This is a genomic window from Actinosynnema pretiosum (assembly GCF_024171695.1).
GTDB classification, from domain to species: Bacteria; Actinomycetota; Actinomycetes; order Mycobacteriales; family Pseudonocardiaceae; genus Actinosynnema; species Actinosynnema pretiosum.
The window spans coordinates 80,718-100,649 of the sequence record NZ_JAMTCF010000004.1 but is presented as its reverse complement, the minus strand read 5'-3'; the positions used below and the strand labels follow the sequence as shown (position 1 = coordinate 100,649).

Genomic DNA, 19,932 nt, shown 5'->3' with positions numbered 1-19,932 from the left:
GGATCGTGGTCGGGGTCGGGGTCGCGGTCAGGGGCGCACGGAGACGAGCACCCGCATGTCCGCCACGACGTCCACCCGCTCGACGTCGGCCAGCGCGAACGAGGTCGCCCCCGGCACGCGCTCGCGCCGGGTCGGGCCGCTGCCCCACCAGCCCGCCGTCTCGGTGCGCCCGGACGTGCCGTGCACCACGAGCCTGCAGCGCGCGCCGTCCGGGGCGCCGTCCAGGGTGAGCAGCAGCTCGGTGCCCCAGTCCCGGCCGACCAGCTCGGCGCGGGCCGCGACCCCGGTGCCCGCGTCGGTCCCGGCCCAGGTCACCGCCGTGCTCGACGCGACGGGGACCGGTCCGGCCTGGTCGTCGCGGGTGAGCAGGCCGGGGGTGAGCAGCAGCGCGCCCACCAGCAGCACCGCGAACAGGGCGGTGGCGCAGACCAGCAGCGGCCACCGCGCCGCGCTCCGGCGGCCGGGCCCACCGGGGGCGGGTCCGGCGGTCCGCCGCTTGGCGCGCGCGCCGACCAGCCACCCGTCCACCGGGGGCAGCGGGCTCGCCAGCGGCAGCGTGGTCCTCGCCGAGATCCGGGCGCTCCTGGGCACCGGGGGCGGCGGTTGCGGCGGCAGCTCGGGCAGCGGGGCCAGCTCGGGCGAGGGCTCGGGGTCGGCGAACGGCTGCTCCAGGTCGAGCAGGGTGACCTGGCCGAGCAGCCCCGGCAGCGGGGCGAGCCGCAGCAGCTCCCGCCTGCACGGCGGGCAGGCGCCCAGGTGCCGCTCGAACGCGCCGCGCTCGACCGGGTCGAGCGAGCCGAGCAGGTAGACGCCCAGGTCCGTGCTGCGGAAGCAGGTCATCACGGCTCGGTCACCCCGCGCTCGGCCAGCGCGTCGCGCAGCGCCCGCAGCCCGTAGAAGCAGCGGGACTTGACCGCGCCCTGCGGGATGCCGAGCGCGGCGGCGGCCTCGGCGACGGTGCGCCGCCGGTAGTGCAGCTCGACGACGGCGTCGCGGTGGTCGCGGCTGAGCCCGCGCAGCGCCTCGGCGACCTGCCAGCCCTGGAGCGCGTGGTCGACGGCGTCGACCTCGGCGGGCGGCTCCTCCGGCCGCTCACCGCCCGCGCTCCGGAACCCGGACGCCACCAGCGCGCGGGCCACCGCGTACAGCCACGGCCCCGCCTCCTCCGGGGTGAGCACGTCCGCGCTGCCCCGCGCCCTGCGCAGGGTCTCCTGGACGACTTCCTCGGCGTACCGGTGGTCTCCCCCGACCAGGCGCAGGACGTAGCCGCGCAGCGGGCCGCGCCAGCGGCCGTAGAGCTGCCTGACGACATCTTCCCCGCGGTCCACAGCGGTAACTACGGCCACCGGGGGTGTCCCAGTTCAACGCTCCGCGAAACCCGTCAGACCGCCGCGCGGCGACGACCAGCGCTCCACGACCACGTCGACCCGCCCAGGGGTCCCCCCGGAGCGCAGCGCGGCGAGCAGCGCGCGGCAGGACTCCTCGGGCCCCTCGGCGTTGACCTCGACGCGGCCGTCGCGCAGGTTGGACGCGCTCCCCACCAGGCCGAGCTCCAGCGCGCGGGCCCTGGTCCACCACCGGAACCCGACGCCCTGCACGTGCCCCCTGACCCATGCGGTCATCCGCACCGCGGACTCCGCTCCAGACATGCCTTCCACCCCGATATTTCACCCGATGGTGATACGGTGCGCGACCGTGAGCGCGCGGAGCGGGAAGAGGTCCGCCATCGGCGGGCTCCTCGGCCTGCTGCTCGGCGCGGGCTCCCTCGCCCTCCTCGTCGGCCCGGCCGCCGCCCCGTCGGCGCGACCGGACCCGCACCCCGGCGGTCCCCGGTCCGGCCCCGGTTCCGCCGAGGCCCCGGACCGGCGCGGCGCGTCCCGCCAGCCCACCGCCGCGACCAGCGGGCTTGCCCCGGACTCCTCCGCACCGGCAAGCTCGTCGCCGACGTCCCCTCAGGACCGGCCCGCGCTGGACGTGGTGCAGGCCGACCGGGTCGTGCGGCTGGTCAACCGGGCGCGCGGCGCGGCGGGATGCGCGGCGCTGGGCGTGGACGACCGGGTGGTCGCCGCGGCCGAGGCGCACAGCGCGGACATGGCGAGCCGGGAGTACTTCGCGCACACCAGTCCGGAGGGTGTGGACTTCGCCACCCGGATGCGCGAAGCGGGCTATCCGCGACCCGCCGGTGAGAACATCGCCATGGGCCAGCGGAGCGCGGAGGACGTCGTGGGCGCGTGGTTGGACTCCGAGGGGCACCGTCGGAACATCCTCGACTGCTCGTTCACCACCACCGGTGTCGGTCTGGACACCCGTGGCTGGTACTGGACCCAGAACTTCGGCCGTTGACCTAGGGAGACCGAGTGACCGACGACGGGCTTTACGAGTCGCCCGCGCCCGAGCAGAGCTCTCGCGCGCGGCGCCTGTCGCCGCACCTGCTGCTGGCGGCATCCGGTGTCGTCGTGGCGACCATCTTCGGGGCGGTGGCCGCGATCGCGGGCCCCTCGTCGAGCGACGAGGCCACGACGCCCATCGGCGTGCAGCTCGACACGCCCCCGACCGGCAAGGTGTCGACGTCGTCCTCGGCGCCGGAGTCCACCGAGTCCTCTTCGGAGGCACCGAGCTCCACCCCCGAGTCCGTGGAGAGCAGCGCCGCGCCGACCACGACGACGCAGCGCGTCCGGGTGACGACGGTGACCAGGGCGGACGGCACGACCACGACCACGACGGTGAGCGACGAGCCGCAGCCGCCGAAGCCGACCACGCCCAAGCCGGACCCCGGCACCGGCAGCCCGAACCCCGGTGGCACCACCAAGCCGAACCCGCCGGTGAGCAGCCCGAACCCGCCGAAGCCCGACCCGGAACCCAGCACCGGCCCGGAACCCAGCACCAGCCCGAACCCGAGCGGGACCCCGAACCCCTGATCACCGGGTCCGACTCGCAGTAACCGCGCCATCACCCACAGGTGGCGGTAAACGGCACGAAGGCGTGGATCACGGCCCGCACCGATCCGGTGCGGGCCGTCGCGCGCCGATAACCCGGACGCCCGACCTTCGGTTCAAGGTCTCTCCAGGGAGTTCGCGTGTTCGAGCAAGAGTCCGACGTGGCCGCGAGGCGCAGGTTCTCGCCGCTGGTCCTGCTGTCCGCGGCGGGCGCCGTGGTGGCGGCGGCGGTGGCGGGTGTCGGCGCCTCGCTGGTGCCGGACGCCGAGCCGGAGACCGCGGCGCCGCTGGAGGCGCAGGCCGAGGCGACCACCAGGAGCGCCCCGGCGAAGCCGACGTCCGAGTCGTCGTCCCCGTCGTCCGCCGAGCGCAGGGCGGCGGCCACGACGACCACCACCCGCCGCCAGGACGCCCCCCGCGAGGACCGCCCCGCGCGCGGCGACGAGCCGACGACGGCGAGGTCCGAGTCGCGGGAGGAGCCGGACGAGCCGGTCGCGCTCCCGACCACCACGACCCGCCAGTCCCCGACGACCACCACGACGGCCCCGCCGGTGGTGACGACCACACCGGAGGACGAGGACCCGGAACCGACGACGACGGCCCCGACCACCACCAGGCCGACCCGCTCGTGACCGGGGCCGCCGGGGGCTCACGGGCAGGCCGGGCGTCCGGTCCTCCCGCCGACGCGCCGGTCCGCCGGACGCGCGCCCGCTCCCGCAGGCGCCCCGCGCCGCCCGGACCGCCGGAGCCCCCGGACCGCCGCAGGTTCACCGGCTCGCAGGTCGCGCAGCCCCTCCGGCAGGCGCCCCACCCGCAGGCGTCCTTCCCGCAGGCGCCCAGCGCCCCAGCACTGCCGAACGCGTCGGCGCCAGCCGCCACCGGGCGCGCCGGTCCCGGCAGGCGTCCGCGCGCCATCAGCCACCCCGAGCAGCCGCCGCTCCCCGCTCCCCTGGGCGCGCCACTCCACCGGTGCCCCGCCCGCGAGCGCTCCGCCGGGCCAGCGCCCCCTGCCGAGCGCCCCTCACAGCCCTCCGGGAGGCCCGTCCCGGTCTCCCAGACCTTCCGGGCGCCCGTGAACCCGTCAGCGGGCCGACGAGACGGGCGGAACGGGGTCCGGGGCAGGCGCGGGGCAGCCGCCGGACGCCCGGAGCGGTGTGCCAGGGGTCACTGTCACCTCTCGCCGCCCCGTCCCGCTCCTCTCACAGGTGACGTCGAGAGGAGACGGTGATGTCCGAGCGCGTTGTGGTGCTGGGGGCCGGTTACGCCGGTCTGGCCGCGGCCAAGCTGGCTGCCCGGTGGACCGGGGCCGAGGTGACGCTCGTCAACGAGCGCGACCGCTTCGTTCAGCGGGTCCGGCTGCACCAGGTGGCGGCCGGGCAGGTCGAGCGGCGGTTGCCGCTGTGGGAGCTGCTGGCCGGGTCGGGGGTCGAGCTGGTCGTGGGGCGGGCGGAGGCGATCGACCTCGGGGCGCGCGAGGTGCGCGTGGGCGACCGCGCGCTGCCCTACGACCGCCTGGTCTACGCGCTGGGCAGCACCACCGACCTCGGCTCGGCCCCCGGCGTGGCCGAGCACGCCCACTCGGTCTCGGACGCCGAGTCCGCCGAGCGGCTGCACCGCGCGCTGACCGGCCGGAGGTCCGTCGTGGTGGTCGGCGGCGGGCTGACCGGCGTGGAGACCGCCGCCGAGCTGGCCGAGGCCGGGCACGACGTGTCGCTGCTGTCGTCGAGCGCGCTGGGGGCGGGCCTGTCCGCGAAGGCCGTGCGGCACCTGCACCGGGCGCTCGCGCGGCTGGGCGTGCGGGTGCGGGAGGGCTGCCGGGTCGAGTCGGTGGACGAGCGGGGCCTGCGGGTCGACGGCGGCCACGAGGCGGCGGACGCGGTGGTCTGGACGGCGGGCTTCCGGGTGCCGCCGCTGGCCCGCGAGTCGGGCCTGGCGGTGGACGCCTCGGGCAGGCTCCTGGTCGACGAGGCGATGCGCTCGACGTCCCACCCCGAGGTGATCGGCGTCGGCGACGCGGCGGCGGTGCGCCGGGCGGACGGCCGGGAGATGCGCATGGCCTGCGCGACGGCGGCCCCGAACGCCCAGCGCGCGATCCGGTCGCTGGCCCAGGAGCTGGCGGGCGACACCCCGACCCCGACCCGCTTCCGGTACGTCGGCCAGTGCGTCAGCCTGGGCAGGCGGGACGCGGTGCTCCAGTTCGTGCACGCGGACGACACCCCGCGCGACGTGGTCCTGACCGGCCGCGCGGCGGCGCTGGCCAAGGAGATGATCATCAAGTACACGGTCGCCTTCCAGCGCCGCCCGACCATGCCCAGCGGCGCCTGACCGGCACCGGCCTGCCGCGCCCGCCCCGGTGCCTGCGGCACGGCTCGGCAACGCCTGGCACCGCCCGGCGACAACCGGCGACAACCGGCGACAACCGGCCCGAGTGGATGCCACAGCGGTCCCCGAGCGCAACCCTCGCGCCGGTCAGGCCCCCGCCTGGTCGGCCCCTGCCCGCTCCAGGCCCCAGCGTGGTCCAGGGTCTCTCCGATCCAAGGCCTCGCAAGGTCCCGGTCTCGCCCCAGCCCGGCCCTCGCCTCGCGCCCCGGCCCTGCCCAGTCCGGCCCTTCCCGTCCAACCCAGCCCGGTCTCGGCAGCACCGACACCGCTTCCACCGCCGCGCAACCCGCCCCCCTGAGCGGTTGTTCAACAATCCCCCCGTTGAACAACCGCTCGGGGCTCGAACGCTCAGGGCTCGAACCGGTACCCCATCCCCGGTTCGGTCACCAGGTGCCGGGGCCGCGAAGGCTCGGGTTCCAGCTTCCGCCGCAGCTGCGCCAGGTAGACCCGCAGGTAGTGGGTCTCCTTGGCGTACGCGGGCCCCCACACCTCCTGCAGCAGCTGCCGCTGCGCCACGAGCTTGCCCGGATTGCGCACCAGCACCTCCAGCAGCCCCCACTCGGTCGGCGTCAGGTGCACCTCCGCCTCCTCCCGGTGGACCTTCTTCGCGACCAGGTCCACCGTGAACGCCCCCGTCCGCACCACCGCCTCCCCGGCGTCGGCGGGCGCGGCGGAGCGCCGGACGGCCGCGCGCAGCCTGGCCAGCAGCTCGTCCATGCCGAACGGCTTGGTCACGTAGTCGTCGGCGCCCGCGTCCAGCGCCTCGACCTTGTCGGTCGAGTCGGCGCGCGCCGACAGCACGATGATCGGCACGGTCGTCCACCCGCGCAGCCCGGCGATCACCTCGGTCCCGTCGACGTCGGGCAGCCCGAGGTCGAGCACCACCACGTCCGGCTTGCCCTCGGCCGCCGCCCTGAGCGCGGCGGCGCCGTCGTGGGCGGTGAGCACCTGGTAGCCGCGGGCGGACAGGTTGATCCGGAGCGCCCGGACGATCTGCGGCTCGTCGTCGACCACCAGCACCTTCGTCATGCGACCCTCCTCGCGCGGCGGGGTGGGCGCGCGGTCGCCGACCCGCCTCCATTGTGCGCGTTCGGGTGAAGGCGCCACGCCGATGCGATCTTCCTCGAACAACCTCACCCGAAAGTGTGGCATTGACGGGACCTTGACGCACTCAGACGATGCATTTACGCAAGATTGACGGGTGTCTCGCCGCACTGGTGCGGATAAGGGCGAGTACATACGGGTGTGAATAGTTGGTAGCTATGGACATCGGTCCTTCTTCAGTGCGAATGTCCTGACCGAATTAGGACAAGTGCTCACCGTGGGTGAGCCGCGGGGAGGCATTCCATGACCGCCAGTGTGACCAATCAGGACGCCTTACAACTCGTGGTCGCGGTGCACCGCCTGGTGCGGAGCCTGCGGCAGTCGGCGTCCGTGCGCAGGCTCCAGCCCACCCAGCTGCTGGTGCTGGCCGAGCTGTCGAACCACGGGCCGATGCGCATCGGCGAGATCGCGGTGCGCGCCCTCTGCTCGCAACCGACCGCGACGACCGTGGTGACCGGGCTGGAGTCGAACGGGCTCGTCCGCCGCGAGGCCGACCCGGCCGACGGCAGGGCGACGATCGTGGTGCTGACCGGCGCGGGCCGGGAAACGGTGCTGTCGATGGCGCACGGCGAGGCCGAGCTGCTGTCGGAGCGGCTCTCGGCGCTGTCGCCGGAGGAGCAGCACCGGGTCCGCGCGGTGACGCCGCTGCTGCGCAGGCTCGCCGACCGGTGACGTCGACGGGACCGACCAGGCCGCCGAGGCGGACGCGCCCGCCGGGCCCGATGGGGCCCGCGAGACCGGCGCGCCCACCGGGACGGGCGGATCAGCCGGGCTGAGCGAGGAGGCGCCCCCGCGAGGGGACGGGGGCGCGCGGGACGGTGGGGCCGCCTGCGGGGAGGCGGCGTCCCTCATCCGGGTTAACTCGACCGTGCGTCACACAAAAGAGTGAAAGGTGTGAAAAAGCACGGAAAACCGCGCGCGGTCACCACGGGCGAAAAGCGGAAAAGGCTTTCCCGGACCGGAACGGCCCGAGGATCAGCGGCAGGCGAACCGGAAATCCCTAACGGGCGGCGCTCTTGGCGTCCTTCGGCCGGGGCTGGCACCGGGGGCACGAGTACGAGGACCGGTTCATGAACGGCTCCCGCACGATCGCCGTCCCGCACCGCGCGCACGGCCGGTCCTCCTGGCCGTACACCGCGAGCGACCGGTCGAAGTACCCCGACTGCCCGTTCACGTTGACGTACAGCGCGTCGAACGACGTCCCGCCCTGCCCCAGCGCCTCCAGCATCACCTGCGAGGCGTGCCCGAGCAGCTCGGCGGCCTTGGCGGCGGTCAGCTTGGCCGTGGGCCGCAGCCCGTGCAGCCTGGCCCGCCACAGCGACTCGTCGGCGTAGATGTTCCCGACCCCGGACACGAGCGTCTGGTCGAGCAGCGCCCGCTTCACGTCCGTCTTCCGCGCCCGCAGCGCGCGCACGGCCGCGTCGAGGTCGAACTCCGGGTCCATCGGGTCGCGGGCGATGTGCGAGACCTGCCGGGGCAACCAGGTCCCCTCGACCTCCACCAGCTCGTCCAGCGCGAGCCCGCCGAACGTCCGCTGGTCCACGAACCGCAGCTCAGGCCCGTCGTCCTCGAACACGACCCGGACCCGCAGGTGCTTCTCGTCGGGCGCCCCGACCGGCTGGACGAGCATCTGCCCGCTCATCCCGAGGTGCGCGAGCACCGCCTCGCCACCGGACAGGTCCACCCACAGGTACTTGCCGCGCCTGCGCGCCGCCTCCATGCGCTGCCCGGTCAGCCGAACGGCGAAATCCGCCGCCCCCGGAAGGTGACGGCGGATCGCTCGTGCGTGCAGCACCTCGACGGAGGCGACGGTGCGGCCGGTCACGTGCTCGTGCAGCCCTCGGCGGACGACTTCGACTTCGGGCAGCTCGGGCACGTGCGCGGATCAGTCCTCGGTGGTGCCCGCGGCGGCGTGCTCCGCGGTCTCGCCGCGCGCTGCGGTCTCCCGCTCCAGCTCCTCCAGCAGCTCGAAGGCCGCGGCCTGGGGCTTCGTCGGCTTCAGCATCCAGCCGCCCGCCTGCGCGGTGTCGCGCACGAGGACGAGGCCCTGGATGCCGCCGCTGCGGGCGGCGTTGAGCGGACGGGAGGTGCGGCTGCTGTGGTGGGCGCGCCTGCTCCGGACGTTCGTGGCGTACATGTCGGCGTCAGTCTTCCTGGTTGGGTGAAGTCCGCTGGTTCGCCGAGCCCTGGCCGTTCTGCTCCGCGCCGTCGGCCGCGTCCTCGCCGTCGTCTGCCTTCTCGGACAGCACGCGGTAAGCGGCCTCGGCCGCCTTCTGCTCGGCTTCCTTCTTGGTGCGGCCATCGCCTGAACCGTGGGGCTTGCCACCGACGTACACCGTGGCGGTGAACTCCTTGCGGTGGTCCGGCCCCTGGTCGTCCACCCGGTACTCGGGGACGCCCAGCCCTGACGAGGCGGTCAGCTCCTGCAAGCTGGTCTTCCAGTCCAGACCCGCGCCCCGAAGCGGTGCCTCGGCGAGCAGCGGGTCGAACAGGTGGTGGACCAGCTGGCGCGCGGTGTCTATCCCGAACTGCAGGTACACCGCTCCGATGACGGCTTCGAGGCCGTCGGCGAGAATGCTCGCCTTGTCCCTGCCCCCGGTCAGCTCCTCGCCACGCCCGAGCAGCAGGTGACCACCGAGCCCGTCAGCGCCGAGCCCGCGGGCGACGCCCGCGAGCGCGTGCATGTTGACCACGCTGGCCCGCAGCTTCGCCAACTGCCCCTCGGGGCGGTCGGGGTGCGCGCGGTACAGGTGGTCCGTCACGACGAGCCCGAGCACCGCGTCGCCCAGGAACTCCAGCCGCTCGTTCGGCGGCAGGCCGCCGTTCTCGTACGCGTACGAGCGGTGGGTCAGGGCGAGCGTGAGCAGCTCGGCGTCCAGAGGGACGCCGAGCGCTTCAAGCAGCGGGGTGCGGTCGACGGACCGACCGCGCGGCGACCTACCCCCCATGGTGCTGTACTACCTTCGCCAGGGAGATCAGGCCGGCTGGACGACCTGGCGGCCGTCGTACTGACCGCAGGTCGGGCAGGCCACGTGCTGGGGCTTCGGCTGGCGGCAGGCCTTGTTGGAGCAGGCCACCAGGTGCACGGCGGCGGTCTTCCACTGAGCGCGGCGCGAGCGCGTGTTCGAGCGCGACATCTTCCGCTTCGGGACGGCCACGACTAGTTCTCCTCTGGATTGTCACGATTCCCGTCGAACCGCTCATGCAGCGCGGCCCATCGGGGGTCAATCGTCTCATGCCCGTGGTCGGGGCCGAGATCTGCCAGCCTGCCGCCGCAGTCGACGCACAGCCCGAGGCAGTCCGGCGAGCACAGCGGCACCTGCGGCAGCGCGAGCACGAGTGCGTCGCGCACCACGGGTTCGAGGTCGATCAGGTCGTCGTGGACCCGGCTGACCTCGTCCTCCTCGGTGGTCTCGTCGGTGGCGCTGTCGGGGTACGCGTACAGCTCCGTCAGCGACACCTGGACGTCTGACGACAGCGGTTCGAGGCAGCGCGAGCACTCCCCCTCCACCGTCGTGGAAGCGGTGCCCGTGACGAGGACGCCCTCGACCACCGATTCGAGCAGCAGGTCGAGTTCGACCTCGCCGCCCTCGGGCACCGCGATCACACCGAGCAGACCGAGACCTTCAGCCGGAACCGTCCTGCGGTAAGCGCGGCTGGAGCCAGCGCGACGCCCGAGGTCCCTGGTGTCGATGACCCAGGGCCCGGTTGCTGTGGAGCGCGCGTGCGCGCGGCGGTGTTCAGACATGGTGATTCGGTGTGGATCGAGCTCGGTGGTGCTGGTGGCTGCCGGGCGATCTGCCACGGCCAACCGCTCAAGAGTACGGGACAACCGGGGCCGTGGCGAAATCGCCAGGTGGGGGGCGCTGCCTGCCCCGGCTAGTCCTGGTAGTCGTAGGGCGCGGTCGCGCTGGCGACGGCCGGGCCGCGCAGGTGCGAGCGCCCCTTGCCGACGCTGCGCAGGGTGTGCGCGAGCAGGTCCTCGAAGTCGGCGAGCTTGCCGTCGACGTACGCGTCGCACTCGCCGCGCAGCCGGACGGCCTCCGCCTGGGCGGCCTCCATGACGCGCGCGGACTCGGCGTGCGCGGCCTGCACGACCTCGGTCTGGTCGACCAGGCGGGCCTGCTCCGCCCTGCCCTCCTCGACCGCGCGCTCGTAGTTGGCGCGCCCGGCCTGGACCATGCGGTCGGCCTCGGAGTGCGCCCGGCCCACCAGGTCCTCGTACTCCTGGCGCCCGGCGGCGACGGCCCGCTCGGCCTGCTCCTCCGCCTCGCCGACCATCCGCTCGGCGCGCGCGCTGGCCTCGGACAGCATCCGCTCGGCCTCGTGCTGCGCCTCGGCGAGCATCCGGTCCGCCTCGGAGCGGGCCTTGCTGGTCGCCTGGTCGGCCTCGTGCTGCGCCTTGCCCACCAGCTCGTCGCGGTGGTCGAGCACGTCCTGCGCGTCGTCCAGCTCCGCCGGGATGGCGTCGCGGACGTCGTCGAGCAGTTCGAGCACGTCGCCCCTGGGGACGACGCACCCCGAGGTCATGGGCACGCCCCGCGCCTCTTCGACGATCGTGACCAGCTCGTCGAGGGCCTCGAACACCCGGTACACGTCACACTCCTCGCGCCACTGCCGATGTGCTCAACCTAGTGTGCCCTGCCCGTCACCGGGCGAGGGGGAGCGCGGTCGGGCGTGTCCGCACCCGAGCGGGCCCACAGGGGCGGTCCGGAGCCTCGCGGCGCGCGCCAGCGGCGCTCGCCAGTAGCGCGCGTCAGCGGCGCTCGGCGAGGCGCTGGGTGAGCCTGGTCAGGATGCTCGGCGGGAGCAGGGTGGAGACGTCGCCGCCGTAGTTCGCGACGTCCTTCACCAGCGAGCTGGCCAGGAAGCTGTAGATGGGGTTCGTCGGCATGAACAGCGTCTCGACGCCGGTGAGCTGGTGGTTCATCTGGGCCATCTGCAGCTCGTAGTCGTAGTCGCTGACCGCGCGCAGGCCCTTCACGATGGCCTGGATGTCGTTCTCCCGGCAGTAGTCGACCAGCAGGCCGTGCCAGGAGTCGACGCGCACGTTCGGCCACTGCGCGGTGACCTCGCGGAGCATCTCGGTGCGCTCCTCGACGGAGAAGAGCGTCTTCTTGCTCTTGTTGATGAGCACCGAGACGACGACCTCGTCGAAGAGCCCGGCGGCTCTGCCGATGATGTCCAGGTGTCCGTTGGTGGCCGGGTCGTAGGAGCCGGGGCACACGGCACGCGTCATGGGCGGGACGGTAGCACCAGTGCCGATGTGCCCAGGGGCGTCGTGGGATGCGTCACCCGCGCGCCTGCGGGTGTTCGGCCCAGTGCAGCGCGGTGTCCCCGTATCGCTTGCCGCGCAACGGTTCCAACGGGCTGGGCCAGACGGGTTCGGGGCTGCGGGACGCGCGTTCGACCACCAGGAGGGTTCCGGGGGCGGTCCAGCCGTTCGCGACCAGGTCGGCCAGGACCCGGTTGAGCTGGGCGTCCGTGACGGCGTAGGGGGGGTCGGCGAGGACGAGGTCGCAGGGGCGCTCGGGCGGGGCCGCGACGACGGCTTCGGCCGGGCGGTGCAGGACGGTCGCGCCGGGCAGCCGCAGGGACGCGGCGTTGGCGCGCAGGACGTCGGCGGCGCGGCGGTCGGACTCGGCGAAGGTCGCCGTCGCGGCGCCCCTGGACAGGGCCTCGAAGCCGAGCGCGCCGGACCCGGCGTAGAGGTCGAGGACGTGCGCGCCGTCCAGGTCGAGGAGGGTCTCCAGCGAGCTGAAGAGCGCTTCCCGGACGCGGTCGGAGGTGGGGCGGGTGCCCTTGGGCGGCACCTGCAGGCGGCGTCCGCCCGCCGCGCCCGCGACGATCCTGGTCACGGGGGGAGTTTTCCAAACGGCTCCGCCGCGCCGTCCCCCGGGCCCTGCGGGGACGACGCGGCGGAGCTCCAGCGGTTCGTCAGGATCAGAGGGTCTGCCACCAGCCGTCGACGGCGGGCGGGTTGGCGACGTCGATCCGCTCGCCCGGCTTCGGGACCGCCATGCGCACGTCGTGCGCCTTGGCCTCCAGCCACACCCGGTCCACCGGCTCGGACCAGTCGTGCAGGGCGAGGTTGAAGGTGGCCCAGTGCACCGGGATCAGCAGGCCGCCCCGGACGTCGCGGTGGGCGGCGACGCCCTGCTCCGGGGTCATGTGGATGTCGGGCCAGCCGGGGCCGTAGGCGCCGATCTGGACGAGCGCGGCGTCGAACGGGCCGTGCTTCTCGCCGATCTCCGCGTAGCCGTCGAAGTAGCCGGTGTCACCGGTGTAGTAGACGCGGTGCTCGGGGCCCGCGATGACCCAGGAGGCCCAGAGCGTGGTGTCGCGGGTGAGGCCCCGGCCGGAGAAGTGCTGGGCCGGGGTGGCGGTGAGGGTGATGCCCGCCACCTCGTGGGACTCGTCCCAGTCGAGCTCGACGATGCGGTGCTCGGGGACGTCCCAGCTGCGCAGGTGCGCGCCGATGCCGAGCGGGACGACGAACACGGCGGCGTGGTCGCGGGTGAGCGCGCGGACCGTCGGGAGGTCGAGGTGGTCGTAGTGGTCGTGCGAGATGACGACGGCGTCGATCCGGCCGAGCTCGTCGAGCTCGTGCGGGACGGCGTGCAGGCGGCGCGGGCCGACGACCTGGGACGGGGAGCAGCGGTCGCTCCAGATCGGGTCGATCAGGACGCGGGCCCCGTCGATCTCGACGAGCGAGGACGCGTGGCCGTACCAGGTGATGTGGAGCCCGTCGGCGGGAGCGTCCCGCTTCGGCGCCACGAGCGGCACGGGGCCCGCGGGCTTGCGCTTGGTCTTGTCGCCGAACGCGAAGTCGCGGAGGGTCTCGGTGGCGCCGTCGGGCGGCATGGTGCTGGTGCTGGCGCGGTTGTGGAACTTGCCGTCGCGCCACTGGGGAGACCGGCGGACGCGCTCGTCCGGCCTGCCCCCCATGGCGGCGGGAACGTCGCGCGCGGCCCAGGCCAGCGCCCCGGCGGCCGCCGCGAACAGGAGTCCGGTCACCTTCTTCATGGCCGGTCCAACGGCGGGTCGGGGCGGAGAGTTCCCCGTTTTCGCGGGGGTGGGCGGGAGGTCACACGGGGACGTGGCCGGTGCCGGGGATCCAGGCCTGCCAGTGGACGCAGGTGGGGCGGAGGCCGGTGGACATGAACTCCAGGACGGCGGACTCGACGGCGGCGACGGGGATCTCGGAGTGGGGCGGGAAGGGGGTGTCGGCGGTGAAGAAGTAGTAGACGACCTCGTCGGGGTTGCTGCCGCCGGGGTCGCGGGAGTGGAAGCCGTAGGAGGTGCCGTCGTCGCCGGAGTGGTGCAGCACGCCCTTGTCGCCGTCGAGGCCCGCGTTCAGCTCGGGCCCCCAGTCGTCACCGGCCAGGTAGAAGGTGGCCAGGTCGACGCTGCCCGCCGGGGAGGCGTCCCGCCACGCGGCGAACCAGGCCCTGACCTCGTCCGGGGTGTGCAGGAACAGCGGTTCCTTGCCGTGGTCGGGGCGGGTGTAGATCTTCAGGGCGTGGGGCACGGCAACTGCTCTCCTCCGTGGTAGGTCCTGCGGAAACCACTCGCGCCGAAGACGGTCAGCGTGCTGCCTGCGGGCAGGAGGACCGGCACCATCCGATCACAGCTGAACATACCGTCGTCGCAGGGGACGTGATTGATGACCAGCGTCGCGCTCGTGATCCCGCTGGCTCTCATGTGCGCAGCGGTTTTCATCTCCACGTCGGCCGCACGCAGCGGGAAACCCCTGGTCATCCCCATTTCGCGAACCGTGCGCAGCACCAGGGCGAACCCCTCGTCCTTGCCGCTGATCGCCGAGCGGACCTTCCCGTCCGGCCCGAACCACCGCCCGTGGGTCTTCTGCCCCATCCGGGGCGTCACGGGTGGTGGCAGCTCGCGGCGCAACTCCTCGATCCGGTCGGGCGGAGCGGCAGGCTCGTCGGCCGCGTGGCCGTTCCCGCCCCTGTCCCCGGCCCCACCCCCGATCAGGTTGGCGACCACGTCGAGCACCAGCCCGACGCCGTCGGAGAGGGCGAGGGAGACCTCGTCGATCCCGCGCTCCACCTCGGCCAGGCAGGCGAGGAGCCCGGCCCACTCGGGGTCGTTGGACCCGGCGGAGATCCGCTCCAACCACTCCCGAGCCCGCTGCACCCCGTCGACCGCCGACAGCAGCGCCGTCCGGCACTCCGCAGCCCGGTCGCACACCGACTCCAGCTCGTCGGCAACCGCTTCCAAGGACCCCATCGCACCTCCCCCACCAGGCACGATCCCAGTCCGACGGCCCCGGACCAACAACCTTCACCCGAAGCTGCGAACAGTCCGGAATCACCCCCACCCCGCGCACAACCTGCACGGCGAACCTCCCGTTCGATCAGGAGCTCCCGCACACCAACAGCGCCAAGCAGAGCGCGTTCAACCCCCGCCCCCGAAAAAGCAGAAGGCGGGCGCCCGACCGGACGCCCGCCCCCGCAAAACCCCGGCGACTACTCCAACACCACCAGCAGATCCCCACCTTCGACCTGCTGCACGTTCCCCACCGCCAGCCGCGCCACGCGCCCCGCCTTCGGCGCGGTGATCGCGGCCTCCATCTTCATCGCCTCGATCGTCGCGATGGTCTGCCCCGCGTCGACCGCGTCGCCCTCCGCGACCGACGGCTGCACCACCCCGGAGAACGGCGCCGCCACGTGGTTCGGGTTGCCCCGGTCCGCCTTCTCCGCCGCCGGGACCTCCGCGGCGATCGAGCGGTCGCGCACCTGGATCGGGCGGAGTTGGCCGTTCAGCACCGCCATCACCGTGCGGACTCCGCGCTCGTCCGCCTCGCCGATCGCCTCGAGGCGGATCAGCAGCCGCACGCCCGGCTCCAGGTCGACCGGGTACTCCTCGCCCGGCCTCAGGCCGTAGAAGAAGTCCTTGCTGCTCAGCACGCTCGTGTCGCCGTACGCGTCCCGGTGCGCCAGGTACTCCTTGGTGGGGGCCGGGAACAGCAGGCGGTTCAGGGTGGCGCGCGGCTCCTCGGCCAGGCCCTTGCGGTCGGCCTCGGTCAGCTCCGCGACCGGCTTCGGGGCCGTCCTGCCCTTCAGCGCCTTGCTGCGGAACGGCTCCGGCCAGCCGCCGGGCGGGTCGCCCAGCTCGCCGTGCAGGAACCCGACCACCGAGCCGGGCACGTCGAACCTGCCGGGCTCCGCCTCGAACTCGGCCGGGCTGACGCCCGCTCCGACCAGGTGCAGCGCGAGGTCGCCGACCACCTTGGACGACGGCGTCACCTTCACCAGCCTGCCGAGCATCCGGTCGGCGGCGGCGTACATCGCCTCGATCTCCTCGAACTTCTGCCCGAGGCCGAGCGCGACGGCCTGGGTGCGCAGGTTCGACAGCTGACCACCGGGGATCTCGTGGCTGTACACCCGCCCCGTCGGGCCGGGGATGCCGGACTCGAACGGCGCGTACACCTTCCGCACCGACTCCCAGTACGGCTCCAAATCGCACACCGCCGCCAGGTCGAGGCCGGTCGCGTGCGGGGTGTGGTCGGTCGCCGCCACGATCGCCGACAGCGGCGGCTGCGAGGTGGTGCCGCCCATCGACGCCGCCGCGCCGTCCACCGCGTCCACCCCGGACTGGATCGCCGCCAGGTACGTCGCGAGCTGGCCACCGGCGGTGTCGTGCGTGTGCAGGTGGACGGGCAGGTCGAACTCGCTGCGCAGCGCGGTGATGAGCTTCGCGGCGGCGGGCGGGCGGAGCAGCCCGGCCATGTCCTTCACCGCGAGCACGTGCGCGCCCGCCGACACGATCTGCTCGGCCAGCCGCAGGTAGTAGTCCAGCGTGTAGAGCCGCTCGTCCGGGTTGGACAGGTCGGCGGTGTAGCAGAGCGCGACCTCCGCGACGGCGGTGCCGGTGGCGCGCACGGCCTCGATCGCGGGCCGCATCTGCTCGACGTCGTTCAGCGCGTCGAAGATGCGGAAGATGTCGATGCCGGTGGCCGTGGCCTCTTCGACGAAGGCGCTGGTCACCGCCTCGGGGTACGGCGTGTACCCGACCGTGTTGCGCCCGCGCAGCAGCATCTGGAGCGCGATGTTCGGCACCGCCTCGCGCAGCGCGGCCAGCCGCTCCCACGGGTCCTCGGCGAGGAACCGCAGCGCCACGTCGTAGGTCGCCCCGCCCCACGCCTCCAGCGACAGCAGCTCGGGGGTCAGGCGCGCGACGTGCGGCGCGACGGCCAGCAGGTCCTTGGTGCGCACGCGGGTGGCCAGCAGCGACTGGTGCGCGTCGCGGAACGTGGTGTCGGTGACGCCGACGCGCTCGCTGGAGCGCAGCCACTGGGCGAAGCCCTCGGGGCCGAGCTGGTCGAGGCGCTGCTTGCTGCCGGGGGCCGGGTCGGAGGCCAGGTCGGCGGACGGCAGCTTCAGCCTCGGGTCCACGGCGGACGGCCGGGCGCCGTTCGGCTTGTTCACCGTCACGTCGGCCAGGTACGTGAGCAGGCGGGTTCCCCGGTCGGCTGAGGAGCGCGCGGTCAGCAGGTGCGGGCGCTTCTCGATGAACGAGGTGGTGACGCGGCCCTCGTAGAAGTCCGGGTCGTCGAGCACCGCCTGGAGGAACGGGATGTTCGTGGACACGCCCCGGATGCGGAACTCGGCGACCGCGCGCCGGGCGCGGGCGACGGCGGCGGAGAACGTGCGGCCCCGGCAGGTCAGCTTCACCAGCATCGAGTCGAAGTGGGCGCTGATCGCGGTGCCGACGCCGGTGGTGCCGCCGTCCAGGCGGACGCCGGAGCCGCCGGGCGAGCGGTAGGCGCTGATCATGCCGGTGTCCGGGCGGAACCCGTTGGCGGGGTCCTCGGTGGTGATGCGGCACTGGAGCGCGGCGCCGCGCAGCTGCACGGTGTCCTGGCTCAGGCCCAGGTCGGCGAGGGTCTCGCCGGAGGCGATGCGCATCTGGGACTGCACGAGGTCGACGTCGGTGACCTCCTCGGTGACCGTGTGCTCGACCTGGATGCGCGGGTTCATCTCGATGAACACGTAGTTGCCGTGCGGGTCGAGCAGGAACTCGACCGTGCCCGCGTTCCGGTACCCGATGTGCTTGGCGAACTTGACCGCGTCGCCGCAGATCCGCTCGCGCAGCTCCGGCGAGAGGTTCGGGGCGGGCGCGATCTCGATGACCTTCTGGTGGCGCCGCTGCACCGAGCAGTCGCGCTCGAACAGGTGGATCACGCCGCCCTGCCCGTCCGCGAGGATCTGCACCTCGATGTGCCTGGGCTCCACGACGGCCTGCTCCAGGAACACCGTCGGGTCGCCGAAGGCGGACTCGGCCTCGCGGGACGCCGCCTCGACGGCCTCGCGCAGCGCGGCCGGGTCCTCCACGCGGCGCATCCCGCGCCCGCCACCACCGGCGACGGCCTTGACGAACACCGGGAACCCGATGTCCTCGGCCGCCGCGAGCAGCGCGTCGACGTCGCCGGACGGCTCGCTGGACTTGAGCACGGGCAGCCCGGCGGCGCGGGCGGCGGCGATGGCGGTGGCCTTGTTGCCGGTCAGCTCCAGCACCTCGGTGGGGGGACCCACGAAGGTGATCCCCGCTTCGGCGCAGGCCTTGGCCAGGCCGGGGTTCTCGGAGAGGAAGCCGTAACCGGGGTACACGGCGTCGGCGCCCGCCTTGCGCGCGGCCTTGATGACCTCGGCCACGGACAGGTACGCCCGCACCGGGTGGCCGGGCTCGCCGATCTCGTAGGACTCGTCCGCCTTCAGCCGGTGCAGGGAGTTGCGGTCCTCGTGGGGGAAGACCGCGACCGTGCCCGCGCCCAGCTCGTAAGCGGCGCGGAACGCCCGGATGGCGATCTCGCCGCGGTTGGCGACAAGTACCTTGCGGAACATTCTGCGTTCCTCCCGGTCACTCGATGGCAATCAAGGCACGCTACCGTGCGCGTCCCGCCAATCGGGAGATCCATCTCACGTGACGGACATCATTCCCACATGTCTCGACACGAGCCCGACCTGCGGTGATCCTCCCCCCTGCGAGGGACCCCCGCACCCGCTGTCCGGACGCGCGGTGATCGCCTTATAACGCTCGATCACGAAAAGATCACGTGCCGTTAGCTACATCGGGTGACAACTAGGGGGTCCGTCTCGGTAGTGTGGGAATTATGGCCGGGGCTGAAGGGACTGGGCAGCCTGCTGCCCGCACGCATTTCGACGTCGTCCTGCGCGGGTACAACCAGCGTCAGGTGAACGAGCGCGTCACGCGCTTGGAGTTCGACCTCAAGAACGCGGCGCGCGCGCACGACGCCGCGAACGCCCAGGTGGCGGAGCTGACAAAGCTCCTCACAGGCACCCGCGCCGAGCTGGACAAGGTCAAGGGCCAGTTGGCCAGCCTCGCCAACAGCCCGCTGAACGCCTCGAACGTCACCGAGCGCGTGCGGGTCATGATGACCCTGGCCGAGGAGGAGATCGCCGACATCCGCCAGGCCGCGCTGACCGAGGCGAACGCGACCAGGGAGGAAGCCTCCAGGGCCGCCGCCGAGGGGCAGGCGATGCACCAGCGCGCGATGGGTGAGCTGGAGGCGCGCGGCAGGCAGCTGGAGGCCGCGCACGTGCAGCGGACCACCGAGCTGGAGCGGCAGCACGAGGAGCGCAAGGCGGAGCTGGAGCACGCGCACGAGGAGATGCGGCTCAAGCTGACCGCCGAGCACACCGGGCTGATGGCGGAGGCGCGCACGGAGCGCGAGCGGTCGACCGCCGAGTTCGAGGCGAAGAACGCCGAGCTGGAGCAGCGGCGGACCGAGCTGGAGCAGAAGTACAAGGTCTACCACGACGACCTCGACAAGGAGTACGACGAGCTGAAGACGACGCTCCGCAAGGAGCACGAGCGGCACGTCGTCGAGGCGAAGGCGGAGGCCGCGAAGCTGCTGGCGACCGCGAACGACGAGGCGAACCGGCTGGTCGGCGGGGCCACCGAGGAGGCCGCGCGGCTCAAGGCGGAGTCGGACGCGCAGATCGCCGAGCTGGAGTCCGAGGCGCTGGCGAAGGCGGAGAAGACGGTCGGCGAGGCCAACGCGCTGGCTGAGAAGACGGTGGCGGACGCGAACGCGCTGGCGGAGAAGACGGTGACCGAGGCGAACGCGCTGGCCGAGAAGTTGACGTCCGAGACGAACTCGGCCGCGGAGCAGACGGTGGCCGAGGCGAACGCGCTCGCGGAGAAGACGGTCGGCGAGGCCGCGGCGTTGGCGGAGAAGACCGTGGCGGAGGCGAACGCGGCGGCCGAGAAGGCGGTGGCGGAGGCCGAGGCGAAGGCGAAGCAGGTCGTGGACGACGCGGACTCGCACGCCACTCGGCGGATCGGTGAGGCCGATCGGAAGCTGGCCGAGCTGCGGGTGATGCACAAGTCGTTGAGCGATCAGTTCACGGCGGCGCAGAAGGCGGTGCAGCAGGCGGTGTCCAGCTTGCCGAGGTTGGCCGAGGACCCGGAGGAGCCGCCTACCCGGCAGATCCACAAGTCGCAGTTGCCGGTGACTTAACCG

General features: G+C 73.3%; 22 protein-coding genes. 5 read left to right on the top strand and 17 right to left on the bottom strand.

Features of this window, described 5'->3' with window-relative positions:
* Positions 1-27: 27 nt before the first annotated feature.
* Genes LV78_RS09595 through LV78_RS09585 form a run of 3 tightly spaced genes read right to left on the bottom strand, consistent with a single transcriptional unit; the run spans position 28 to position 1,649 of the window.
* Positions 28-840: an anti-sigma factor family protein gene (locus LV78_RS09595; protein WP_253844502.1), complete on the bottom strand. Its 813-nt coding sequence runs from the start codon at positions 838-840 to the stop codon at positions 28-30.
* Positions 840-1,328 (bottom strand): sigma factor-like helix-turn-helix DNA-binding protein, encoded by a 489-nt coding sequence (locus LV78_RS41525; RefSeq protein ID WP_253844500.1) that lies wholly within the window; start codon positions 1,326-1,328, stop codon positions 840-842. Before LV78_RS41525 ends, LV78_RS09595 begins: the two co-directional genes overlap by 1 nt.
* 33 nt (positions 1,329-1,361) lie before the next feature.
* Entirely contained in the window at positions 1,362-1,649 is a 288-nt protein-coding gene (locus tag LV78_RS09585; RefSeq protein ID WP_253844498.1) for an acylphosphatase, read from the bottom strand.
* A gap of 46 nt (positions 1,650-1,695) precedes the next feature.
* On the opposite strand from LV78_RS09585, the gene LV78_RS09580 reads away from it, so the two are divergent.
* Positions 1,696-2,343, top strand: coding sequence for a CAP domain-containing protein (locus tag LV78_RS09580; protein ID WP_253844496.1), 648 nt, complete (start codon positions 1,696-1,698; stop codon positions 2,341-2,343).
* A gap of 31 nt (positions 2,344-2,374) precedes the next feature.
* Here LV78_RS09580 and LV78_RS09575 read toward each other — a convergent pair whose 3' ends face one another.
* Positions 2,375-2,950 (bottom strand): hypothetical protein, encoded by a 576-nt coding sequence (locus tag LV78_RS09575; protein WP_253844495.1) that lies wholly within the window; start codon positions 2,948-2,950, stop codon positions 2,375-2,377.
* A gap of 126 nt (positions 2,951-3,076) precedes the next feature.
* Here LV78_RS09575 and LV78_RS09570 point away from each other — a divergent pair, with 126 nt between their 5' ends.
* Together LV78_RS09570 and LV78_RS09565 are read left to right on the top strand one after the other, a co-directional pair.
* Entirely contained in the window at positions 3,077-3,568 is a 492-nt protein-coding gene (locus LV78_RS09570; protein ID WP_253844493.1) for a hypothetical protein, read from the top strand.
* Between the two features lie 595 nt (positions 3,569-4,163).
* Positions 4,164-5,261, top strand: a complete 1,098-nt coding sequence (locus tag LV78_RS09565; RefSeq protein ID WP_253844491.1) for an NAD(P)/FAD-dependent oxidoreductase — start codon at positions 4,164-4,166, stop codon at positions 5,259-5,261.
* A 405-nt stretch (positions 5,262-5,666) separates the two neighbouring features.
* Here the strand turns inward: LV78_RS09565 and LV78_RS09560 are convergent, their stop codons facing one another.
* Positions 5,667-6,347 (bottom strand): response regulator, encoded by a 681-nt coding sequence (locus LV78_RS09560; RefSeq protein ID WP_253844489.1) that lies wholly within the window; start codon positions 6,345-6,347, stop codon positions 5,667-5,669.
* 318 nt (positions 6,348-6,665) lie between these two features.
* On the opposite strand from LV78_RS09560, the gene LV78_RS09555 reads away from it, so the two are divergent.
* Positions 6,666-7,094, top strand: a complete 429-nt coding sequence (locus LV78_RS09555) for a MarR family winged helix-turn-helix transcriptional regulator (RefSeq protein ID WP_015804654.1) — start codon at positions 6,666-6,668, stop codon at positions 7,092-7,094.
* Positions 7,095-7,422: 328 nt separating this feature from the next.
* Here LV78_RS09555 and mutM read toward each other — a convergent pair whose 3' ends face one another.
* The 12 genes from mutM to LV78_RS09495 form a co-directional block, all read right to left on the bottom strand.
* Entirely contained in the window at positions 7,423-8,298 is an 876-nt protein-coding gene (gene mutM, locus LV78_RS09550) for a bifunctional DNA-formamidopyrimidine glycosylase/DNA-(apurinic or apyrimidinic site) lyase (RefSeq protein WP_253844488.1), read from the bottom strand.
* A 9-nt stretch (positions 8,299-8,307) separates the two neighbouring features.
* A complete protein-coding gene (locus tag LV78_RS09545) occupies positions 8,308-8,559 on the bottom strand; it encodes a hypothetical protein (protein WP_253844487.1) in 252 nt (83 codons plus the stop codon).
* Between the two features lie 7 nt (positions 8,560-8,566).
* A complete protein-coding gene (gene rnc, locus LV78_RS09540) occupies positions 8,567-9,370 on the bottom strand; it encodes a ribonuclease III (protein ID WP_015804657.1) in 804 nt (267 codons plus the stop codon).
* A gap of 27 nt (positions 9,371-9,397) precedes the next feature.
* The gene (gene rpmF, locus LV78_RS09535) at positions 9,398-9,580 is read right to left on the bottom strand and encodes a 50S ribosomal protein L32 (protein ID WP_015804658.1); all 183 of its coding nucleotides are present in this window, start codon (positions 9,578-9,580) and stop codon (positions 9,398-9,400) included.
* 2 nt (positions 9,581-9,582) lie between these two features.
* Positions 9,583-10,170, bottom strand: coding sequence for a YceD family protein (locus LV78_RS09530; protein ID WP_253844914.1), 588 nt, complete (start codon positions 10,168-10,170; stop codon positions 9,583-9,585).
* A 131-nt stretch (positions 10,171-10,301) separates the two neighbouring features.
* A complete protein-coding gene (locus tag LV78_RS09525; RefSeq protein ID WP_253844485.1) occupies positions 10,302-11,018 on the bottom strand; it encodes a DivIVA domain-containing protein in 717 nt (238 codons plus the stop codon).
* A 160-nt stretch (positions 11,019-11,178) separates the two neighbouring features.
* Complete coding sequence (gene coaD, locus LV78_RS09520; RefSeq protein WP_015804661.1) at positions 11,179-11,661, bottom strand: pantetheine-phosphate adenylyltransferase; 483 nt, start codon at positions 11,659-11,661, stop codon at positions 11,179-11,181.
* A 52-nt stretch (positions 11,662-11,713) separates the two neighbouring features.
* Complete coding sequence (rsmD, locus tag LV78_RS09515; protein WP_253844483.1) at positions 11,714-12,280, bottom strand: 16S rRNA (guanine(966)-N(2))-methyltransferase RsmD; 567 nt, start codon at positions 12,278-12,280, stop codon at positions 11,714-11,716.
* A gap of 85 nt (positions 12,281-12,365) precedes the next feature.
* Complete coding sequence (locus LV78_RS09510; RefSeq protein ID WP_253844482.1) at positions 12,366-13,448, bottom strand: MBL fold metallo-hydrolase; 1,083 nt, start codon at positions 13,446-13,448, stop codon at positions 12,366-12,368.
* A 61-nt stretch (positions 13,449-13,509) separates the two neighbouring features.
* Positions 13,510-13,953, bottom strand: coding sequence for an Imm1 family immunity protein (locus tag LV78_RS09505; RefSeq protein WP_308208690.1), 444 nt, complete (start codon positions 13,951-13,953; stop codon positions 13,510-13,512).
* Positions 13,938-14,672 carry a DddA-like double-stranded DNA deaminase toxin gene (locus LV78_RS09500; protein WP_253844480.1) on the bottom strand — a complete coding sequence of 245 codons (735 nt, stop codon included), beginning with the start codon at positions 14,670-14,672 and terminating at the stop codon, positions 13,938-13,940. Before LV78_RS09500 ends, LV78_RS09505 begins: the two co-directional genes overlap by 16 nt.
* Before the next feature lie 239 nt (positions 14,673-14,911).
* Positions 14,912-18,289: a pyruvate carboxylase gene (locus LV78_RS09495; RefSeq protein ID WP_253844478.1), complete on the bottom strand. Its 3,378-nt coding sequence runs from the start codon at positions 18,287-18,289 to the stop codon at positions 14,912-14,914.
* A gap of 269 nt (positions 18,290-18,558) precedes the next feature.
* Between LV78_RS09495 and LV78_RS09490 the strand changes: the two genes are divergently transcribed.
* On the top strand, positions 18,559-19,929 hold the full coding sequence (locus tag LV78_RS09490; RefSeq protein WP_253844476.1) for a coiled-coil domain-containing protein: 1,371 nt from the start codon (positions 18,559-18,561) through the stop codon (positions 19,927-19,929).
* Positions 19,930-19,932: the final 3 nt, after the last annotated feature.

Bases quoted from the DNA above. Each gene is read 5' to 3' on its own strand.
- LV78_RS09555 (WP_015804654.1), top strand. From the start codon at position 6,666: ATGACCGCCAGTGTGACCAATCAGGACGCCTTACAACTCGTGGTCGCG.
- LV78_RS09595 (WP_253844502.1), bottom strand. From the start codon at position 840: ATGACCTGCTTCCGCAGCACGGACCTGGGCGTCTACCTGCTCGGCTCG.
- LV78_RS09495 (WP_253844478.1), bottom strand. From the start codon at position 18,289: ATGTTCCGCAAGGTACTTGTCGCCAACCGCGGCGAGATCGCCATCCGG.
- LV78_RS09490 (WP_253844476.1), top strand. From the start codon at position 18,559: ATGGCCGGGGCTGAAGGGACTGGGCAGCCTGCTGCCCGCACGCATTTC.
- LV78_RS09575 (WP_253844495.1), bottom strand. From the start codon at position 2,950: ATGGCGCGGTTACTGCGAGTCGGACCCGGTGATCAGGGGTTCGGGGTC.
- rnc (WP_015804657.1), bottom strand. From the start codon at position 9,370: ATGGGGGGTAGGTCGCCGCGCGGTCGGTCCGTCGACCGCACCCCGCTG.
- LV78_RS09585 (WP_253844498.1), bottom strand. From the start codon at position 1,649: ATGTCTGGAGCGGAGTCCGCGGTGCGGATGACCGCATGGGTCAGGGGG.
- LV78_RS09565 (WP_253844491.1), top strand. From the start codon at position 4,164: ATGTCCGAGCGCGTTGTGGTGCTGGGGGCCGGTTACGCCGGTCTGGCC.
- LV78_RS09560 (WP_253844489.1), bottom strand. From the start codon at position 6,347: ATGACGAAGGTGCTGGTGGTCGACGACGAGCCGCAGATCGTCCGGGCG.
- LV78_RS09530 (WP_253844914.1), bottom strand. From the start codon at position 10,170: ATGTCTGAACACCGCCGCGCGCACGCGCGCTCCACAGCAACCGGGCCC.
- LV78_RS09510 (WP_253844482.1), bottom strand. From the start codon at position 13,448: ATGAAGAAGGTGACCGGACTCCTGTTCGCGGCGGCCGCCGGGGCGCTG.
- LV78_RS09500 (WP_253844480.1), bottom strand. From the start codon at position 14,672: ATGGGGTCCTTGGAAGCGGTTGCCGACGAGCTGGAGTCGGTGTGCGAC.
- LV78_RS09545 (WP_253844487.1), bottom strand. From the start codon at position 8,559: ATGTACGCCACGAACGTCCGGAGCAGGCGCGCCCACCACAGCAGCCGC.
- coaD (WP_015804661.1), bottom strand. From the start codon at position 11,661: ATGACGCGTGCCGTGTGCCCCGGCTCCTACGACCCGGCCACCAACGGA.